General features: G+C 67.7%; 15 protein-coding genes. 5 read left to right on the top strand and 10 right to left on the bottom strand.

The features are described from left to right. Window positions 1–6 precede the first annotated feature (6 nt). Window positions 7–900, top strand: a complete 894-nt coding sequence (locus ACNQFN_RS17625) for a LysR substrate-binding domain-containing protein (protein ID WP_418647116.1) — start codon at window positions 7–9, stop codon at window positions 898–900. Window positions 901–960: 60 nt separating this feature from the next. Here ACNQFN_RS17625 and ACNQFN_RS17620 read toward each other — a convergent pair whose 3' ends face one another. After that, window positions 961–1740 carry a ParA family protein gene (locus tag ACNQFN_RS17620; RefSeq protein WP_418647115.1) on the bottom strand — a complete coding sequence of 260 codons (780 nt, stop codon included), beginning with the start codon at window positions 1738–1740 and terminating at the stop codon, window positions 961–963. A 314-nt stretch (window positions 1741–2054) separates the two neighbouring features. On the opposite strand from ACNQFN_RS17620, the gene ACNQFN_RS17615 reads away from it, so the two are divergent. From ACNQFN_RS17615 to dnaE, 4 genes are all read left to right on the top strand, one after another. Then, window positions 2055–4352, top strand: coding sequence for an NADP-dependent malic enzyme (locus ACNQFN_RS17615; RefSeq protein WP_068637521.1), 2298 nt, complete (start codon window positions 2055–2057; stop codon window positions 4350–4352). Between the two features lie 134 nt (window positions 4353–4486). Beyond that, complete coding sequence (locus tag ACNQFN_RS17610; RefSeq protein WP_418647114.1) at window positions 4487–5632, top strand: phospholipase A; 1146 nt, start codon at window positions 4487–4489, stop codon at window positions 5630–5632. A gap of 37 nt (window positions 5633–5669) precedes the next feature. After that, on the top strand, window positions 5670–6644 hold the full coding sequence (locus ACNQFN_RS17605; RefSeq protein WP_418647113.1) for a quinone oxidoreductase family protein: 975 nt from the start codon (window positions 5670–5672) through the stop codon (window positions 6642–6644). Between the two features lie 89 nt (window positions 6645–6733). After that, window positions 6734–10264, top strand: coding sequence for a DNA polymerase III subunit alpha (gene dnaE / locus ACNQFN_RS17600; RefSeq protein WP_418647112.1), 3531 nt, complete (start codon window positions 6734–6736; stop codon window positions 10262–10264). An 18-nt stretch (window positions 10265–10282) separates the two neighbouring features. On the opposite strand, the gene ACNQFN_RS17595 is transcribed toward dnaE, so the two are convergent. From ACNQFN_RS17595 to ACNQFN_RS17555, 9 genes are all read right to left on the bottom strand, one after another. Next, entirely contained in the window at window positions 10283–11563 is a 1281-nt protein-coding gene (locus ACNQFN_RS17595; RefSeq protein ID WP_418647111.1) for an ATP-binding protein, read from the bottom strand. Continuing rightward, a complete protein-coding gene (locus ACNQFN_RS17590) occupies window positions 11560–12255 on the bottom strand; it encodes a lipopolysaccharide kinase InaA family protein (RefSeq protein WP_418647110.1) in 696 nt (231 codons plus the stop codon). The genes ACNQFN_RS17595 and ACNQFN_RS17590 overlap by 4 nt, the downstream gene beginning before the upstream one ends. Continuing rightward, window positions 12236–12928 carry a class I SAM-dependent methyltransferase gene (locus ACNQFN_RS17585; protein ID WP_418647109.1) on the bottom strand — a complete coding sequence of 231 codons (693 nt, stop codon included), beginning with the start codon at window positions 12926–12928 and terminating at the stop codon, window positions 12236–12238. The genes ACNQFN_RS17590 and ACNQFN_RS17585 overlap by 20 nt, the downstream gene beginning before the upstream one ends. 93 nt (window positions 12929–13021) lie before the next feature. Next, window positions 13022–13693, bottom strand: a complete 672-nt coding sequence (locus ACNQFN_RS17580) for a response regulator transcription factor (RefSeq protein ID WP_418647108.1) — start codon at window positions 13691–13693, stop codon at window positions 13022–13024. Between the two features lie 28 nt (window positions 13694–13721). Continuing rightward, window positions 13722–15200: an ArnT family glycosyltransferase gene (locus ACNQFN_RS17575; RefSeq protein WP_418647107.1), complete on the bottom strand. Its 1479-nt coding sequence runs from the start codon at window positions 15198–15200 to the stop codon at window positions 13722–13724. Next, window positions 15193–16206 (bottom strand): glycosyltransferase family 2 protein, encoded by a 1014-nt coding sequence (locus tag ACNQFN_RS17570; protein WP_418647106.1) that lies wholly within the window; start codon window positions 16204–16206, stop codon window positions 15193–15195. Before ACNQFN_RS17570 ends, ACNQFN_RS17575 begins: the two co-directional genes overlap by 8 nt. Continuing rightward, the gene (locus tag ACNQFN_RS17565; RefSeq protein WP_418647105.1) at window positions 16175–16606 is read right to left on the bottom strand and encodes a GtrA family protein; all 432 of its coding nucleotides are present in this window, start codon (window positions 16604–16606) and stop codon (window positions 16175–16177) included. The genes ACNQFN_RS17570 and ACNQFN_RS17565 overlap by 32 nt, the downstream gene beginning before the upstream one ends. 225 nt (window positions 16607–16831) lie before the next feature. Then, window positions 16832–17131, bottom strand: coding sequence for an acylphosphatase (locus ACNQFN_RS17560; protein WP_418647104.1), 300 nt, complete (start codon window positions 17129–17131; stop codon window positions 16832–16834). Continuing rightward, window positions 17124–18815, bottom strand: coding sequence for a SulP family inorganic anion transporter (locus ACNQFN_RS17555; protein WP_418647103.1), 1692 nt, complete (start codon window positions 18813–18815; stop codon window positions 17124–17126). Before ACNQFN_RS17555 ends, ACNQFN_RS17560 begins: the two co-directional genes overlap by 8 nt. Between the last annotated feature and the right edge of the window lie 119 nt (window positions 18816–18934).

Below are 18934 nucleotides of genomic sequence, written 5' to 3'. Positions count from 1 at the left end.
CGAGCGATGGACAAACTGAAAGCGATGGCCACCTTCGTGCGCATCGTCGATGCCGGCAGCCTGAGCGCGGCTGCAGGGGCGTCGGGGCAGTCCGCCGCGTCGGTGGTGCGCAGCCTGGCGGCGCTGGAAAAACACCTCGGCGTGCGCCTGTTGAACCGCAGCACCCGGCGCCTGGCCTTGACCGACGAGGGTGCGGAGTTCCTCGCCTGGAGCCGCCGCATCCTGGCCGAGTTCGACGAAATCGAGCACAGCTTCGACGCGCGCCGGCACAGCCCCGGCGGCTTGCTGCGCCTGACCGCGCCGGTCGAGTTCGGCCGTCGCCATGTCGCGCCCCTGGTCAATGCCTTCCTGGCGCAGCATCCGGCGATGCGGGTGGAGCTGATCCTGCTCGACCGCATGGTCGATCTGCTGGAAGAGGGGCTGGATCTCGCCGTCCGGATCGGGCAATTGCCCGATTCGTCGATGGTGGCGGTGCCGCTGGGCAGGACGCGGCATGTGGTGTGTGCCAGCCCGGATTACCTGCGTGCGGGCCGGCAGCTTCCGCATCCGTCCGCGTTGCGCGAACATGACTGCATCGTCTTCGCCCAGCAGGGCGGAGAGTGGCATTTCATCGACGGCGGCGCGGCGCTGACCGTGCCCGTGCCGGCTCGCCTGGGCACCAACCAGGTCCAGGCTGCCAGCCTGGCTTGCGTGCAGGGGCTCGGCATCGCCCGGCTGCTGCATTACCAGGTCGCCGCCGAACTGGCCGACGGGCGGCTGGTCCGCCTGCTGCGGGAATTCGAGCCGCCCGAGCTGCCGGTGCAACTGGTGTATCCGCATTCGCGGCTGCTGTCGTCCCGGGTGCGCTTGTTCATCGACTGGATGGCCGAGCGGCTGCGGATTCCCGACCCCGGGAGTTGAAACGGCGGGCGTCGGCGCTCCCTGCCATCGCGGGCAGGGCTTCTTCGCCTTGCCGTGCCGTCAGGCGCCGTACTTGCGCGCCAGGGTGTCGTGCAGGGCGACGAACTCCTGCGACAGCTTGTGCTTGGGATCGAGGTGGATCATCGGCTTCGCCTGCTCGTGCGATTCCTTGATCCTGACCGAGGCGGACAGATAAGGCTGCAGCACCGGCAGGCCTTCGTCGATCAGTTCCTGCACCACTTTCTGCGGCAGGCTGGCGCGCGGCTGGAACTGGTTGACGACGATGCCTTCGACCTGCAGCTCGCGGTTGTGGTCGGATTTGATCTCCTGCACGTTCTCCAGCAGCGAATACAGCGCCTTGCGCGAGAATTCGTCGCAATCGAACGGGATCAGGCAGGCATCGGCGGCGATCAGCGCCGAGCGGGTGAAGAAGTTCAGGGCCGGCGGCGTGTCGATGAAGACGCAGTCGAAATCGTCCGCCAGCTCTTCGAGCGCATCGCGCAGCTTGTAGATCTTGTAGCGCGACTCCAGCTTGCCCTGCAGTTCTTCGAGCAGCGGGTGCGAGGGCATCACGTGCAGGTGCTCGAAGGGCGTGGCGACGACGAAGTCGGAAGTGCCGCGCGGGTTGAGCTTGAAGTTCAGCGTCTGGTCGAAGAAGTCGGCCAGCGTGGCATCCAGATCCTCGGCCGAGGCGCCGAGCAGGTACTGGGTGGAGTTGCCCTGCGGGTCCAGATCGACGACCAGCGTGCGCTTGCCCTGCTGGGCGCTGATTGCCGCCAGGTTGCAGGTGATGGTCGATTTGCCCACCCCGCCTTTCTGATTGAATACCACGCGTCGCATTCTTCGCTCCCTCGATCGGAGCCCGCATTCTGCCAAAAAGCGGCATGGACAGGGGTTTTTGCGGATAGTGGATATCAGTGGGAAGCACCGTGCCAAAGGCCTGTGTGCTGAGCTAAACTTCCGCAACGTCAACTCTGCCGGGTATCCTGCGGCCGGCACGGCCGGTGGGTGCGGCGTGCGGGCCAACAAGAACAAACCCACCCGGATGGCGGAATCGCGCGCGCTTCCTCGCTTTTTTCCAGGCAGTGCGATGCGGCGGGCGGCAGCGCCGCCACAGCTCACAAAACACACTCATTCCAAGAGGGAACCCAAGCATGGATCAGGATTTCATCGCCGCTGCGCTCGATTACCACCGTTCGCCGACGCGGGGCAAGATTTCGGTTGTTCCGACCAAGGGCCTGACCAACCAGCGCGACCTCGCGCTGGCCTATTCACCCGGCGTGGCCGCGGCCTGCGACGCGATCGTCGCCGATCCCGCCGAAGCCTTCGAACTGACCAGCCGCGGCAACCTGGTGGCGGTGGTCACCAACGGCACGGCGGTGCTGGGGCTGGGCAACATCGGCCCGCTGGCGTCCAAGCCGGTCATGGAAGGCAAGGGCTGCCTGTTCAAGAAATTCGCCAACATCGACGTCTTCGACATCGAACTGGCGGAGAACGACCCCGACAAGCTGATCGACATCATCGCTTCGCTCGAGCCGACGCTGGGCGGCATCAACCTGGAAGACATCAAGGCGCCGGAGTGCTTCTACATCGAGAAGAAGCTGCGCGAACGCATGAAGATTCCGGTCTTCCATGACGACCAGCACGGCACCGCGATCATCTCGGCCTCCGGCCTCATCAACGGCCTGAAGGTGGTGGGCAAGGACATCGCCGAGGTCAAGCTGGTGTGCTCCGGCGCCGGTGCGGCCGCCATCGCCTGCCTCGACCTGATGGTCAGCGTCGGCCTCAGGCGCGAGAACATCTACGTCTGCGACTCCAAGGGCGTGATCTACGAAGGCCGCGAGGCCAGCATGGAGCCGACCAAGGCCCGTTACGCGCAGCAGACCGCTGCCCGCACCCTGGGCGAGGTCATCGAGGGCGCCGACGTGTTCCTCGGCCTGTCGACCGCCGGCGTGCTGAAGCCCGAAATGGTGGCGAGGATGGCCAACAAGCCGCTGATCTTCGCGCTCGCCAACCCGAACCCCGAAATCCTGCCGGCCGACGCCAAGGCCGTGCGCCCCGACTGCATCGTCGCCACCGGCCGTTCGGACTTCCCGAACCAGGTCAACAACGTGCTGTGCTTCCCCTTCATCTTCCGCGGTGCGCTTGACGTCGGCGCCACCACGATCAACGAGGAGATGAAGCTCGCCTGCGTGAAGGCGATCGCCGAGCTGGCCGAGGCCGAGGCGAGCGACGTCGTCGCCAGCGCCTACGGCGGCCAGGATCTGAGCTTCGGCCCCGAGTACATCATTCCCAAGCCCTTCGATCCGCGCCTGATCGTCAAGATCGCGCCGGCGGTGGCGAAGGCGGCGATGGATTCGGGCGTGGCGACCAAGCCGATCGAGGATTTCGACGCCTATGCGTCGGGCCTGAACGCTTTCGTCTATCAGTCCGGCATGGTCATGAAGCCGGTGTTCTCCGCCGCCAAGCGGGTGCCGGCCGAGCAGAAACGCGTGATCTACGCCGAAGGCGAGGAGGAGCGCGTGCTGCATGCGGTGCGCGTGGTGCTCGACGAAGGGCTGGCGCGGCCGATCCTGATCGGGCGCCCGGAAGTGATCGAGATGCGGATCAAGAAGATCGGCCTCAACCTGGTACCCGAACGCGACTTCGAAATCATCAATCCGGAGTCCGATCCGCGCTACCGCGAACTGTGGACCGAGTATTACCAGTTGATGAGCCGCGACGGCGTCACGCCCGAACTGGCCAAGGCCAAGATCCGGCGCGACACCACGCTGATCGGCGCCATGCTGCTGCGCCGTGGCGATGCCGACGCGCTGGTGTGCGGCACCTTCGGCTCCTACGATTACCACCTGAAGCAGGTCGGGGACGTCATCGGCCTGGCGCCCGGCGCCAAGCAGTTCGCGGCGATGAACCTGCTGCTGCTGACCAAGCGCATGCTTGCGGTCACGGACACCTACGTCAACGAAAATCCGAGCGCCGAAGAGGTGGCCGACATCGCGCTGATGGCGGCCAACGAATTGCGCCGCTTCGGCATCGAGCCCGGTGTCGCGCTGCTGTCGCATTCCAGCTTCGGCAGCTCCACGTCGGTGTCGGCGCGCAAGATGCGCCGTGCCTGCGAGATCCTGCGCGAAACCGCCCCCGACCTGAACGTCGATGGCGAGATGCACGGCGATGCCGCGCTGTCCGAGGAAATTCGCGACAACCTGCACCCGGATTCGCGCCTCAGGGGTGAAGCCAACCTGCTGGTGATGCCCAACCTCGACGCCGCCAACATCTCCTTCAACCTGATGAAGATCGCCAATGGCGACGGTGTGTCGGTGGGGCCGATCCTGCTGGGCGCGGCCAAGCCGGTGCATATCGTGACGCCTTCGGCCACGGTGCGCCGCCTGGTCAACATGACCGCTCTGGCGGTGGTGGACGCGCAGGCCTCGCGCGCCGAACAGGCGGGCTGAATCCAATCTGCCGGGCGCCATCTCCGCGGGTGGCGCCCAGGTGCTCGATCAACTACCGAAAGCGTGCCCGTCCGGCACTGTCCATGTCGTCCTGCCGAACTTCAAAGACGTTTCATGCCCCGCTCGCCCGCTGCATGCTCGCATGCATTCTGGGCCTGACGAACCTGCCCGCGATGGCGGACGGGTGGCTGCTGGCATCGCCCGAGCCGCGTGTGGTGCCGGGCCGCAGCTTCGATGTCGTGGTCATCGGTCCGGCGGATGGGGCGGAACTGCCGGAGCGTCTGGCGGCGCAGATCGAACTGCCCGACGGCGGCCCGCACATCGCACTCGAACTGGTCGCTGCCGCTGCGGCCGATGAGCGCACGCGGCAGCGGCGCTACCTCGGCCGCTGGCCGGCCGAGGTCACCGGCTTCGCCACGCTGTCCCTGTCCGATGCGGCGTCGGCCCGCATCGTCATGGATGCGGGAGCGGCCTTCCGCATGCCGGCGGAGACTGCGCAGTCGAACGACCTCGCGCGCAGCGGAACCGTCGTGCCGGCGGCGGCGACGCATCACGAGCCGGTCCAGCCTTCGGCGCTCGCTGCCCATGAGCCGATGTATTTCCTCGTCGGCGGAAAGGATCCGGTCTCGGCGCGCTTCCAGTTCAGTTTCCGTTATCGCCTGTTCGACGACCAGGGTGTCGTCGGCGAGCATTTCCCGGTCGCGCGTGGCCTCTATTTCGGTTTCACCCAGACTTCGCTGTGGGATCTGCAGTCGGATTCGAAACCTTTCCGCGACACCAGCTTCCGTCCTTCGCTGTTCTACCGCTGGCTGGTCTCCGACCCTGCGCGGGGCGGCTTCGTTGCCCTGTCCGGCGGCTACGAGCATGAATCGAACGGTAAGGACGAGGAGGATTCGCGCAGCATCGATACCTTGTTCCTGAAGGCCGAGGGGCGCCATTACCTGGATGACGGCGTGAGTTACTTCGGCCTCGAACCCAAGGTATGGACCTATCTCGACCGCGAGGACAATCCAGATATTGCTCGTTACCGCGGCTATGCCGAATTGGGCTTGCGCTACGGCCGGGACGATGGCCTGATGCTCACTTCGCTGCTGCGCCGGGGTACGGCGGGCAAGATGCGCCGCCAGTTCGATCTGTCCTGGCCGCTGCGCCGCAGCGTGTTCTCGGGCGTGGGCGCCTTCCTGCATCTGCAGTACATCGGTGGCTACGGCGAAACCCTGCTCGACTACGACAAGGACAACGGCGGCCAGTGGCGCATCGGTATCTCACTCGTGCGCTGAGGCAATGCCGTCGCGCACGCTCACACAGGAGACGGACATGACGCATGCGATTCGCTTTCACCGTACGGGCGGCCCCGAAGTGCTGCAATGGGAAGAGGTGGCGCTGCCGGCGCCGGACGCGGGAGAAGTGCGGGTCCGGCACCATGCGGTGGGGCTGAACTTCATCGACACCTATCACCGCAGCGGGCTGTATCCGCTGTCGCTGCCGTCCGGGCTGGGCATGGAAGCGGCCGGCGTCGTCGAGGCCGTCGGCGAAGGCGTGGCCGAACTGAAGGCCGGCGACCGCGTCGCCTATACCAGCGGTCCGCTCGGCGCCTATGCCGAGGCGCGCAACATCGAGGCGCACCACCTCGTGCGCCTGCCCGAGGCGATCTCTTTCGAGCAGGGCGCGGCGATGATGCTGCAAGGCCTCACTGCGCACTACCTGCTGCACAGCACCTACCCGGTGAAGGCGGGCGACATCATCCTGGTGCATGCCGCGGCCGGCGGCGTTGGCTCCATCCTGGTGCAGTGGGCGAAGCTGCTGGGGGCGACCGTGATCGGCACCGCTGGCAACGACGACAAGGCGGCGCAGGCGAAAGCGCTCGGCTGCGACCACGTGATCGTGTATTCGCGCGAGCGCTTCGCCGAGCGGGTACGCGAGCTGAGCGGCGGCGCGGGCGTGGCGGTGGTCTACGACTCGGTGGGCCGCGACACTTTCCTCGACTCCGTATCCTGCCTGCAGCGGCGCGGCATGATGGTGAGCTTCGGCAACGCCACCGGGCCGGTCGCGCCCTTCGATTGCGCGCTGCTGGCGCGGGCCGGCTCGGTGTACGTCACCCGCCCGACCTTGTTCGACTACATCGCTACGCGCGAGGAGCTGGAACTGCGCAGCGCCGCGCTGTTCGAGGCCGTCGGTGCGGGCAGGCTGCGCATCGCCGTCAACCAGCGCTACGCGCTGAAGGATGCGGCGCAGGCCCATCTCGATCTCGAAGCGCGCCGGACCACGGGGTCGACCATCCTGCTGCCGTAGCCGGGCGCAGCGGGCGGGAACAACGAAGGAACGATGAGGGCGCAATCAGAGGGCGGTGAGGGCCGGCGGGCTCGGGTAAAATCGCCGCCATGACTGCCTCCCAGAATACGCTTTCCCAGGACTCGCCAGCTTCGCCGCCGCAGCCGCGCTTCGTCCATCTCCGCCTGCATTCCGAATACTCGATCACCGACGGCATCGTCCAGATCGACCAGGCCGTCGCTGCCGCCGCGGCCGACGGCATGCCGGCACTCGGCATCTCCGACCTCGCCAACCTGTTCGGCATGGTCAAGTTCTACAAGACCGCGCGCGGCAAGGGCGTCAAGCCGATCGTCGGCGTCGATGCCTGGATCCAGAACGAAGTCGAGCGCGACAAGCCCCATCGCGTGCTGCTGATCTGCAAGAACCGCGCGGGCTACGGCCAGGTGTGCGAGCTGCTGACGCGCGCCTATCTCGACAACAAGTACCGCGGCCGTGCCGAGATGCGGCGCGAGTGGTTCGAGAACGGCGCGGCGAGCGAACTGCTGTGCCTGTCGGGCGCGATGCAGGGCGACATCGGCGCGGCGATCGCCGCCGGCAATCCCGCGCAGGCGGCGCAACTGGCGGCGGACTGGGCACGGCTGTTCCCGGATGCCTTCTACATCGAGGTCCAGCGCGCCGGCCACCCGGGCACCGAAAGCTACATCCGCCAGGCGCTCGAGATCGCCGGCGAACTCGGCCTGCCGGTGGTGGCGACGCACCCGGTGGAATTCCTCAAGCGCGAGGACTTCCAGGCCCACGAGGCACGCGTGTGCATCGCTCAGGGTTACGTGCTCGCTGACAAGCGCCGGCCGCGCGACTTCACCGAAGAGCAGTACCTGAAGAGCCAGGCGGAGATGTGCGAGCTGTTCGCCGACATGCCCGAGGCGCTGGAAAACGCCGTCGAGATCGCCCGCCGCTGTTCGCTGACGGTGCAGCTGGGCAAGAACTTCCTGCCGCAGTTCCCGACGCCCGACGGCATGACGCTGGACGACTTCCTCGTCCAGGAGGCGAAGATCGGCCTGGAGCGCCGCCTGGCACAGCTCTACCCGCACCCCGAGGAGCGCGAGCAGCAGCGCCCGCGCTACGAGGAGCGGCTCAAGTTCGAGACCGACACCATCATCCAGATGGGTTTCCCCGGCTATTTTTTGATCGTGGCCGACTTCATCCGCTGGGGCAAGAAGAATGGCGTGCCGGTGGGGCCGGGACGCGGCTCGGGCGCGGGCTCGCTGGTGGCTTATTCGCTCGACATCACCGATCTCGATCCGCTGGCCTACGCGCTGCTGTTCGAGCGCTTCCTGAACCCCGAGCGGGTGTCGATGCCCGACTTCGACATCGACTTCTGCCAGGACAACCGCTACCGCGTCATCGAATACGTGCGCGAGCGCTACGGCAAGGACGCCGTCAGCCAGATCGCGACCTTCGGCACCATGGCATCGAAGGCGGTGGTGCGCGACGTCGGCCGCGTGCTCGACCTGCCCTACGGCCTGTGCGACCGCCTGTCCAAGCTGATCCCGATCGAGGGTGCCAAGCCCGTCTCGCTGAACAAGGCCTACGAGATGGAGCCGCAGATCGGCGAGATGATGAAGGACGGCAACGACGGCGAGGCGGTCCAGACCCTGTGGGCTCTGGCGCAGCCGCTGGAAGGCCTGTCGCGCAACGTCGGCATGCACGCCGGCGGCGTGCTGATCGCGCCCGGCAAGCTGACCGACTTCTGCCCGCTGTACATCGCCGACGGCGACGATGCCTCGCCGGTGTCGCAGTTCGACAAGGACGACGTCGAGGCGGTCGGCCTGGTGAAGTTCGACTTCCTCGGCCTGCGCAACCTCACCATCATCGAGCTGGCGCTGGAGTATGTCGAGCGCCTGGAAGGCAGCCGGCCCGACCTGATGAGCCTGGGTTTCGAGGACCCCGCCGCCTACCAGATCCTGAAGGACGCCAATACCACGGCGATCTTCCAGGTCGAATCGGAGGGCATGAAGAAGCTGCTGAAGAAGCTCGCGCCCGACCGCTTCGAGGACATCATCGCGGTGCTGGCGCTGTACCGTCCCGGCCCGCTCGGCTCGGGCATGGTGGATGACTTCATCCTGCGCAAGAAGGGCCAGCAGGAGATCGACTACTTCCACCCCGACCTGAAAGCCTGCCTGGAGCCGACCTACGGCGTCATCGTGTACCAGGAACAGGTGATGCAGATCAGCCAGATCATCGGCGGCTACACCCTGGGCGGCGCCGACATGCTGCGCCGCGCGATGGGCAAGAAGAAGCCGGAGGAGATGGCCAAGCACCGCGCCACCATCGCCGAAGGCGCGAAGCAGAAGGGCTACGACCCGGCGCTGGCCGAGCAGCTCTTCGATCTGATGACCAAGTTCGCGGAGTACGGCTTCAACAAGTCGCACACCGCGGCCTATGCGGTGGTGACCTACCACACCGCCTGGCTGAAGGCGCATCACTGCGCCGCCTTCATGGCGGCGACGATGTCGTCCGACCTGGACAACACCGACACGGTCAAGATCTTCTTCGAGGACACCGTCGCCAACGGCATCAAGGTGCTGCCGCCGGACGTGAACACCTCCGACTACCGCTTCGTGCCGGTAGATCGCAAGACGATCCGCTATGGCCTGGGGGCGGTCAAGGGCGTGGGCGAGCCGGCGGTGCGGGCGATCATCGCCGCGCGCGAAAAGGCGGGCGGCTTCCGTGATCTGTTCGACTTCTGCGAACGGGTCGACCGCAGGATGGTGAACCGCCGCGTCATCGAGGCGCTGATCCGTTCCGGCGCGATGGATACGCTGGAAGGCCACGCCGGCCTGGATCGCTCGCAACTGATGGCGACTGTGGCCTTGGCGATGGAGGCCGCCGAGCAGGCTGCGGCCAACGCCATGCAGGGGGGCCTGTTCGACATGATGCCGGAGGCTGCCGGCGCGGCGCCGGAGTTCGCCAGGGTCCGGCCGTGGACCGAGCGCGAGCGGCTGAAGGAGGAAAAACTTGCCATCGGCTTCTTCCTCTCCGGCCATCCGTTCAACGCCTTCAAGCCCGAAGTGCGCCGCTTCGTGCGGCGCACGCTGGCGCAACTGGAGCCCTCGCGCGACATCACGATGATGGCCGGCGTGGTGATGGAAACCCGTACCAAGATGGGCAACCGCGGCAAGATGGCCTTCGTTCAGCTCGACGACGGCAGCCAGCCGCGCGAGGTCGCGGTCTATTCCGAAGTGCTCGACGCCAACCGCGGCAAGATCGTCACCGACGAGATTCTGGTGGTCGAAGGCAAGGTCAGTAACGATGACTTCTCCGGTGGCCTGCGCATCGTTGCAGACCGGCTGCTCACGCTCGGCGAGGCGCGCAGCCGCTTCGCCCGCGCCTTGCAGGTGCGCATCAACGGCGAAGTCGCGGCCAGCGGCGGCGCGCTCGCGGCCGCCGGCAAGCTGCAGACCCTGCTCGAACCCTTCCGCGAAGGGGGCTGCCCGGTACGGGTCAACTACCGCAACGCCGCCGCCGAGGCGGAGCTGCCGCTGGGCGACGGCTGGCGGGTGCGGCTGGACGATGCGCTGCTGGAAAGCCTGCGCGACTGGCTGGCGCCGGAGGCGGTGGAAATCGTCTATCCGAACTGAGGGCGCCCGCGCCGTGCTTCATTCCTGGGCGCTGCGCGCCGCATCGGGCAGGAACAGCAGGTCCAGCACGGTGCCGCCGGCATCGCTGCGGCGCACCCGCAGCAGCCAGCCCAGGCGCTCGCAGATCAGGCGGACGATGAACAGGCCGAGTCCGTCTTCCGGCACGAGACGGCCCGCAGGCGCGTTCAGGCGGGCGCGGATGTGCTCCGGCAGTCCCGCGCCGGCATCGCTGATGCTGAGGCTGTTGGCGCCGAGTTCGACATGCACCTCGCCGGCGGTGTGGCGCACCGCGTTCTGCACCAGGTTGCGCAGCAGCATGCGTACCAGGGTCGGATCGGCGTGTACGACGGGCGCGGGCTTCGGCAGGCTGCAGCGGATGCGTCCGGCCTGCTGCGGCGCGCCGTCTTCCAGCTCTGCCACGACCGCGCGCACGCTGTCGGTCAGGTCGAGGTCTTCCGGCTGGTCGCTGTCGCCCGAGCGGCGGGCGAGCTTGAGCAGGGTTTCGACATCGGCCCGCATCTCGTCGGCAGCGCGGCGGATGCGTGCCACCGTGTGGCGATCGGCGTCGCCGAGCGAATTGCGCTGCGCCAGCACGTCCAGCGCGCCGGAGATCACCGCCACCGGCGTGCGCAGCTCGTGGCTGGCCAGGCTGACCAGCGATTTCTCGCGCTGGACGTAGGCGTCCAGCGCATCGAGCAACTGGTTGAGGGTGGCGGCGATGTTGGCCAGCTCCATGTCCTCGTAGCGGCTGTCGATGCGGGCGACCGGCGAGCCGGGCTGCAGGCGCGCGATGTGGCGGGTGAGGTCTTCCAGCGGGCCGAGGATGCGGCGGGTGCCGATGCGCGTCAGCAGCACGACCAGGCCGAGTACCAGCAGGGCGAACAAGCCCCACCCAAACCGCTGCGCTGCTTCGCGGCTTTCCATCAGCGTGATGTCCTGGGCGAGGTAGATCACGCCGGCGGGCGCCGCCACACGCTCGATGGAGATGAGCCAGGTCTTGTCAGCCACTTCCACTTCGGCCGAGAACGGCACCGGGCGGTTGCGGAAGATTTCCGGCAGTTCGGTGGTGGCGCCATCGGGCACGTACAGCGTGGTCAGCAGCGCCGTGTCGCGGGATTCGACCTCCGTGCCGCCGACGTGCTGCTCCAGGAAGGCCCGCTCCAATGCCAGTTCGTTCCGCAGGATGCTGTCTTCCATGTCGTCGTAAACGCTCTCGATGATGACCAGCGTGACGGCGACGTTGATGAAGCCGATGGCGAGGAAGGTGCGGAACAGCCGGCGCGAGAGCGAGGTTTTCATCGACGGCTCGAGCGCTCGCCGGCCAGGGCGCGGGCGTGGCTGGCGAGCAGCCGCGCCCACTCCTGATCGTCGAACAGGCGCTGGCGGCGGCGCAATTGGGCGAGGTCGTGGCGCGCCGCCTGGCCCGGCGTCAGGCGGCGGCGCATCTTTTCCAGGTCCAGCAGCGCGACATCGGGCGGAGCGTCGTGGTGCAGGCGGATCATGACGTGCTTGTCATACAGGCAGCTGTGTTGCAGGCGTTCGCGGTGCAGGCGGCCGAGCGTCTGGCCCAGCGCATCGGCGACGGTGGCGCGCCGGTCCGCCGGCAATGCCTCCAGTTCGTGCAGCGGATGGTAGTCCTCCAGTGCGGCGGTTGCCAGCACTGCTTCGATGCCGGCCGCCGTATGCCGGACGGCGTGAAAGAGCGGGGTGGGTGCGGCGATGCCCAGCGCGCGCAGCTGCAGCAGGAAGTACCACTCCCGGCTGGCCGTGGGCCAGCCCAGCGGGTGGCGCAGGCTGCGGAACAGATGATTGCGCTGGCGCTTGACGTAGGCGACGCCGTTCCCGGTCACGGCGCGGATCACGCCGCTCCAGCCGCTCCGCCGTTCATTGGGTTCTTCCACCCAGTCGCCCGGCAGTGTCCACCAGTAATCGAAGTCGTTCCTGCCCGCGATTGCCGTCCCGGCGGGCCGTTCAGGCGCGGCGCAGAACATAGACGCGCCACATCGAATGCAGGGGCAGGAAATCGAGATGCCCGATGATCTCGAAACCGGCGCTGGCGAACTCGGCTTCCGCGGTGGCGCGCGGCAGCACGTGGCGGTTCTGGTAGCCCGTCCTGCCGCGCCGCTGCCGCTGCGTTTCCTGCCGCCGGCGCCGCCAGGCCAGGTAGTTGCCGTCCACCCACAGCGACAGGATCACCGTATCGCGGCTGACGCGATGGAACTCGCGCAGCATGGCCAGGCGGTGTTCGGGCTCGCCGATGTGGTGCAGCAGGCGCATGCAGAAGATGCTGTCGACCGAACGGTCGGGCAGATCGATGGCGAACGCCGAGGTATGCAGCGGGCGGATGCGTTCGCGCAGGCCTGCCGGACAGTGGTGCAGCGCGACGTCCAGCATGGCGGCGGAGTTGTCGGCCGCGATGATCTGGCGCGCAGGCTGCTCGCCCAGCACTTCCCAGAAGCGCCCCGCGCCGCATGGAAGGTCCAGCACCCATTGCGGCTCGCCGGCCAGCACGAGGGCCTGGCGTGCCAGTTGCTGGTCGCGGCGGTTGGACAGGCGACGGCGCAGACCGCTGAGATGCTTGTCGTGGTAGGCCTCGGAATGCCCGGCGTCGTATTTGGCGCTGAATGGCAGTTCGACGTCGGCTGGGGCGGTGTTGCGGGGCATGGGGTGGACTCCATTCGGTGCAGAGTCCACGCAAGGTAATCAGGCAGCGGTCAAGGAAAGGTGCACGGCAAGTGAAAAAGATGTGAAAGGCGCTCAGCCATCGGCAAGGCGGTAGCCGATGCCATGCACCGTATGCAGCAGCGGCCGGGAGAAAGGCTTGTCGATCTGCTGGCGCAGCGCATGGATGTGGCTGCGAAGCGCATCGCTGTCGGGCGGGTTGTCGCCCCACAGGGCTTCCTCCAGCACTTCGCGGGGCACGACTGCCGGGCTCTTGCGCATCAATACCGCGAGCAGCTTGAGCCCGATCGGGCCGGGATGCAGGCCCTGCCCGGCGCGGCTGACTTTCAGCGTGTCGAGGTCGTAGCGCAGATCGCCGACGCACAGGTCGCGGCGCATGCCGCCATGGCTGCGCTTGAGCACGGCCTCGATGCGCGCGGCCAGCTCCGGCAGGGCGAAAGGTTTCGTCAGATAGTCGTCCGCACCGCTGTGAAAGCCCTGCAGGCGGTCGGCCAGCGCGTCGCGCGCGGTCAGCATGATCACCGGCACGCTCTTGCGTTCGCCGTTGCGCAGGCGTTCGCACAGGCTGAAACCGTCCACGCCAGGCAGCATGACGTCGAGCACGATCAGGTCGTAGTGCTGGGTGGCCGCCAGGTGCAGGCCGGTGAGGCCGTCGGCGGCGCAATCCACGACATAGCCTTTCATGCCCAGGTAGTCGACCAGGTTGGCCAGGATGTCGGCGTTGTCCTCGATGACCAGCAGACGCATCGGCAGTCTCGTAAAAGTGGCCTGGCCGTCAGCGCGGCGTCGGCGGGTTGTGCTGCAGCAGGATGTGTTGCGCGCCGCGGTAGCGTACCGCCAGTTGCGTTCCGGCGGCTTGTTCCAGCCAGTCCAGATCGCGTCGACGGACGGCGATGAACAGAGGAGGAGAGCCGTCGGCCGCCTGCGCCAGCGCCGCCAGCAGCTCGGCACGCTCGATGCGGCGGGCGGCGTCGCGCGAATAATAGCGCGCGGAAAACGGCATGTCCTCGAGGTAGTACAGGCGCTCCACGCTGCCGCCCGGCAGTGCTTCGAGCGCGGCGATCAGCGGCGCGGCAGATTTCAGCGTGTGCGGATGCAGGGCAAGATGGACGCCCGCCACGCTGAGCATCAGCGGGACTGCCAGCACCAGTGCCAGCGCTGTCCGCCGCACGGGTGTCGCATCCAGCAGCGGCAGCAGGCCGCGCGCGATCAGGATGGCGAGAAAGGGCAGGCCCGGCAGCAGGTAGGTCCACAGGATGTTGCCGGCAAAGCTGAAGAACACCGCCGGGGCGAAGCCGGCCGCCAGCAGCAGACGCACGTCGTCGTCGGCCAGTGCCTTGCGCAGCGTGGCGCGGCCGGCACGGCTGCACAGGCGGTGGGCCAGCAGGGCCAGGCCGGCGATGCCCCAGGGAAAGCTCGCCCACAGCAGGAACAGCCAGATCGTGCCGTGCGTCTCGCGGTGGGCGTTGCCGTACAGGTCGCCGGCCCAGCCCGGATCGACGAAGCGGCGGAAATGTTCGCCGAGCAGGAAGTAGTCCAGGAATCCGGGCGTCTTCAGTTCGGCTGCCAGGTACCAGGGCAGCACCAGCACGGCGACCAGCAGGCTGCCGCCCCGCCACGGCAGGGCGTCCGCTGCGCGACGCCAGCGGCCCTTGCACAGCAGCCAGGCTGTGCCGGGCAGGCCGACCAGCACCAGCGCCAGCGGCCCCTTGGCGAGCAGGCCGATCGCCAGGCCGACGAAGAACAGCCAGCCCCACGGTACGCGCCGGCCGCGGCTGGCGAGGGCCAGTGAGACCAGGCTGAGGGTGGTGCCGAAAGCCAGGAAAGGGTCGGTGAGCACCGCGCCGGCGCTGATGAAGGCCAGCGCCATGCTGGCCAGCACCAGGCCGGACCACCAGGCCAGGCGTTCGCTGCCCTGCTGTCGCGCCAGCCTCAGCGTGAGCCACAGGATGCCGATCATGGCCAGCCAGCTCGGCAGGCGGGCGGCGAAGTCATGCACGCCGAACAGTTTCAAGGACGCTGCCTGGGCCCAGAACGAGAGCGGCGGCTTGCCCCAGAAGGGCAACTCGGGAGTGAACCAGGGCGTGATCCAGTCGCCGCGCTCGGCCATCAGGCGGGCGGTTTCGGCATAGCGCGGCTCGGTGGTGTCGCTCATCGGCAGTACGGCCATGCTCAGCAGGCGCAGGCCGAGTATCGCGCACAGCAGCCAGAACAGGCCGAATCCGGTCGTCGGCCGACGGCTGGAATCAGGCATGGCGGCGCGTCTTCCATTCGGCCATCCGGGTGGCGGCGAGGACCAGGTGCTCATCCTGTATCAGGTAGAGCGGCCGCTGCTTGGCTTCCAGATAGGTCTTGCCGACGTACTCGCCGACGATGCCGATGCCCAGCAACTGCATGCCGCCCAGCAAGGCGAGCAGCGCCACCAGCGAGGGATAGCCGGCCACCGGATCGCCGAACAGCAGCGCCTTGGCGACGATCCAGAGACAGTAGAGCCCGCCTGCCAGCGCGGTCAGCGCGCCGGCCATGGTGGCCAGGCGCAGCGGCGCGGTGGAGAACGAGGTGATGCCTTCCAGCGCCAGGCCGGCCAGCGCCGCGTAGCCCCACTTGCTGCGCCCGGCGTGGCGTGCGGCACGGTCGTACTGCAGTACCGCGGTGGGCAGGCCGACCCAGGCGTAGAGGCCTTTCATGTAGCGGTTGCGCTCGGGCAGGCGCAGCAGCGCATCCACCGCGCGGCGGCTCATCAGGCGGAAGTCGCCGGTGTCGAGCGGAATCGGCGCCGGGCTCAGCCGTGCCAGCAGGCGATAGAAGGCGTGGGCGCTGGCGCGCTTGAGCCAGCTTTCGCCGGCACGGCTGCGGCGCTGCATCTGCACCACGTCGGCGCCGGCGCGCCACTGGGCCAGCATGTCGGGGATCAGTTCCGGCGGGTCCTGCAGATCGGCGTCGAGCACGACCACCGCTGCGCCGCGCGCATGCGCGAGGCCGGCGCTCATCGCTGCTTCCTTGCCGAAGTTGCGGCTCAGGCGCAGCAGGCGGAGGTCGGCGCGGCGCGGCTGCATGGCGGCCAGCAGATCGGCGGAGCCGTCGTGGCTGCCGTCGTCGACGAACACCAGTTCGGCGTCCAGGTCGAGCGTATCGAGGACCTGTTCCAGCCGTGCCACGCAGGCTGGCAACACCTCGCGTTCGTTGTAGAACGGCACGACGATGCTGAGCGTGGGCAGGGCGTGCCGTTCAGGCAGGCGTTTGAGCATCTGTGGCTTCATCGAAGACCATCCTCGCGTAGAGCAGGTAGTTGAGCGCGGCGATCGCGCCGCTGGTGCCCGCCTGGGCGAGGGCGGGCGGCCAGCCGGCGGGGCCGTGCAGCACGGCGAAGAGCAGCAGGTTGGCCAGCCAGGCGAGCGCGCAGCTCGCCAGGTAGCGTGGCAGGGCGCGGCGGTGGGCCCTGCGGCTGGCGAAGGTATGGCGGCGCTGCAGCGGATAGTTGGCCGCGGCGCCCGCCATCGCGCCCGCCGCGGTGGCGGCATGGGCATCGATGCCGGCGGCGAGCATCGCGCTCATGCACAGCCAATGGACGAGCGTCGCCGCTCCGCCGGCCAGGGCAAAACGGGCTGGGCGGTGGAAAGCGGCGATGGAGGGGGCGGGGGAGGCGCTGGCGGTGTTCATCGGCCGGCACTATGAGCCGGACGGCGTCGCCGAAACGTCAGGGAAATGTGCAGAAAACGTGAACCTGCGGCATTCGGGCCGCAGCAGGCTTCAGGCGCCGGGCAAGTACGTGCAAGCTGCTGCCTGCCTGCACGGCAGCAGTGCGAGCTCACGTCGTTGGCCGGTTCCGGCCTGCCCGTTGATCTGGCTGCCGATCGGGCAAGGAGGAAATGGAGGCGGCTGCCTTCAGGCCGTCGGCCGTTGTTCGAATCCGTCCGTGGCTTCGTCGTCGGCCGCGCTGACGTCGATGCGCGTGACCCTGGCCTGCGGCGGTCCTTTGTGCGCCCAGCCGATGAAGGCTTCGACAGCCGGCAGCGCGCCGATCACCAGCGCTTCGACGCTGCCGTCGAGCCGGTTGCGCACCCAGCCGCGCAGACCCAGCCGGGTGGCTTCGGCCTGCGCGCTGGCGCGGTACCACACACGCTGGACCTTGCCGTGGATGCGCAGCAGGCGGGCGGCTGGCTGCGGGTCGCCCCGTTCAGGCATAGGCGACTTCCGGACGGGTGCCGCTGAGCCACTGGGCGCGCAGCAGGGCGTCGGTGATGTTGGCGGCGATGTTCTCGTCGCCCAGGCTTTCCATGAAGCCCGAGCGGAACACCAGCGAACCCGGCTGCGAGTTCAGTCCGCACAGGATCAGGTGGGCGCCGCGCTTCTGCAGGTTGCGGTGCAGGGTCTGCAGGATGTCCAGCCCGGTGGTATCCAGGCTGATGACCTTGTCCAGATCCAGGATCACCACGTCGGGGTGGCCGTGCTGCATCAGCAGCAGGTTCTCGAGCTTGTTGGCGGCGCCGAAGAACAGGCTGCCGAACATCTTGTAGGCGAGGATGCGCGGGGTGCCGTCCTCGCGCTGCATCGCTTCGTTGCCGTAGTAGTCTTCCAGCGGCACGCGTTCGATGCGGGTCAGGTCGGACATGCGGTAGATGAAGAACAGGCTGGCCAGCACCATGCCGAGTTCCACCGCCAGCGTCAGGTCGAACACCACGGTGAGGAAGAAGGTGCTGAGCAGGATGGTGCGGTAGCTCAGCGAATAGCGCGCCAGCACCTTGGGCGCGAAGGCGTGCCATTCGCCCATGTTGATCGAAACGACGACGACGATGGCCGACAGCGTGGCGAGCGGGATGGCGCTGGCGAGCGGCGCCAGTGCGAGCACGATCGCCAGCAGTACCAGTGCATGGAGGATGCCGGAGACCGGCGTGCGGCCGCCGGTGCGGATGTTGGTGGCGGTGCGGGCGATCGCGCCGGTGGCGGCGAAGCCGCCGAACAGCGGCGCGGCGACGTTGGCGATGCCTTGTGCCATCAGTTCCTGGTTGGGGTCGTGGCGGTCGTCGATCTGGCTGTCGGCGACGCGGGCCGACAGCAGCGATTCGATGGCGCCGAGCAGGGCAATGGTGAGCGCGGGCGTCACCAGTTTGCCGAGCGTGCCCAGACTCAGTTCCGGCAGGCCGAAGGTGGGCAGTTCCTGCGGGATGCCGCCGAAGCGGCTGCCGATGGTGTCGACCGGCAGCGCGAACAGGGCGTTGATCGCGGTCATGACGATCAGCACTGCGAGCGGTCCCGGCAGGCGTGCCATCCAGCGCACTTTCTTCGCCTGACGGTTCCAGACGACGAGCACCGCCAGCGAGGCGACGGCGACGGCGACGGTGGGCAGGTCGATGGTCGGCAGCGCGGTCCACAGCGCGACCATCTTGGCGAAGAATTCGCCAGGCAGATTGTCGATCTGCAGGCCAAGGAAGTCCTTGATCTGCGAGATGAAGATGACGACCGCGATGCCGTTGGTGAAGCCGATGACCACCGACAGCGGAATGAAGCGGATCATGCTGCCGAGTCTCAGCGCGCCCATGGCGAACAGCAGGATGCCCGACATCATCGTCGCGATCAGCAGGTTCTGCACGCCGTGATCGACGACGATGGCGTAGATGATCGGGATGAAGGCGCCGGTGGGGCCGCCGATCTGCACCCGCGAGCCGCCCAGCAGCGAGATCAGCAGGCCGGCGACGATCGCGGTCCAGATGCCGGCGGTGGGGGTCATGCCCGAGGCGATGGCGAAGGCCATCGCCAGCGGCAGGGCGAGCACGCCGACGGTGATGCCGGCGGAAAGGTCCTGGGCGAAACCTGCGCGGCCGTAGCCGGGCAGGGTGTCGAGGAGTTTGGGTCGGAACTGGATCTTCATGTCGTCTCCGCTGCGAGTCTGAACGAGGCAAACCTGGCTGCCCCTTCGGGCAGCATTACGGAGACGGTCGCCCTCGTCCTGCATGATGCAGGATGATCCAGCGTTTCGAGGGCGTCAGC

Origin of the sequence: Thauera butanivorans, assembly GCF_048398245.1 — a bacterium.
GTDB lineage: Bacteria > Pseudomonadota > Gammaproteobacteria > Burkholderiales > Rhodocyclaceae > Thauera > Thauera butanivorans.
Note: the sequence above shows the minus strand (reverse complement) of the source record. Positions and strands in the feature narration are given on the sequence as shown.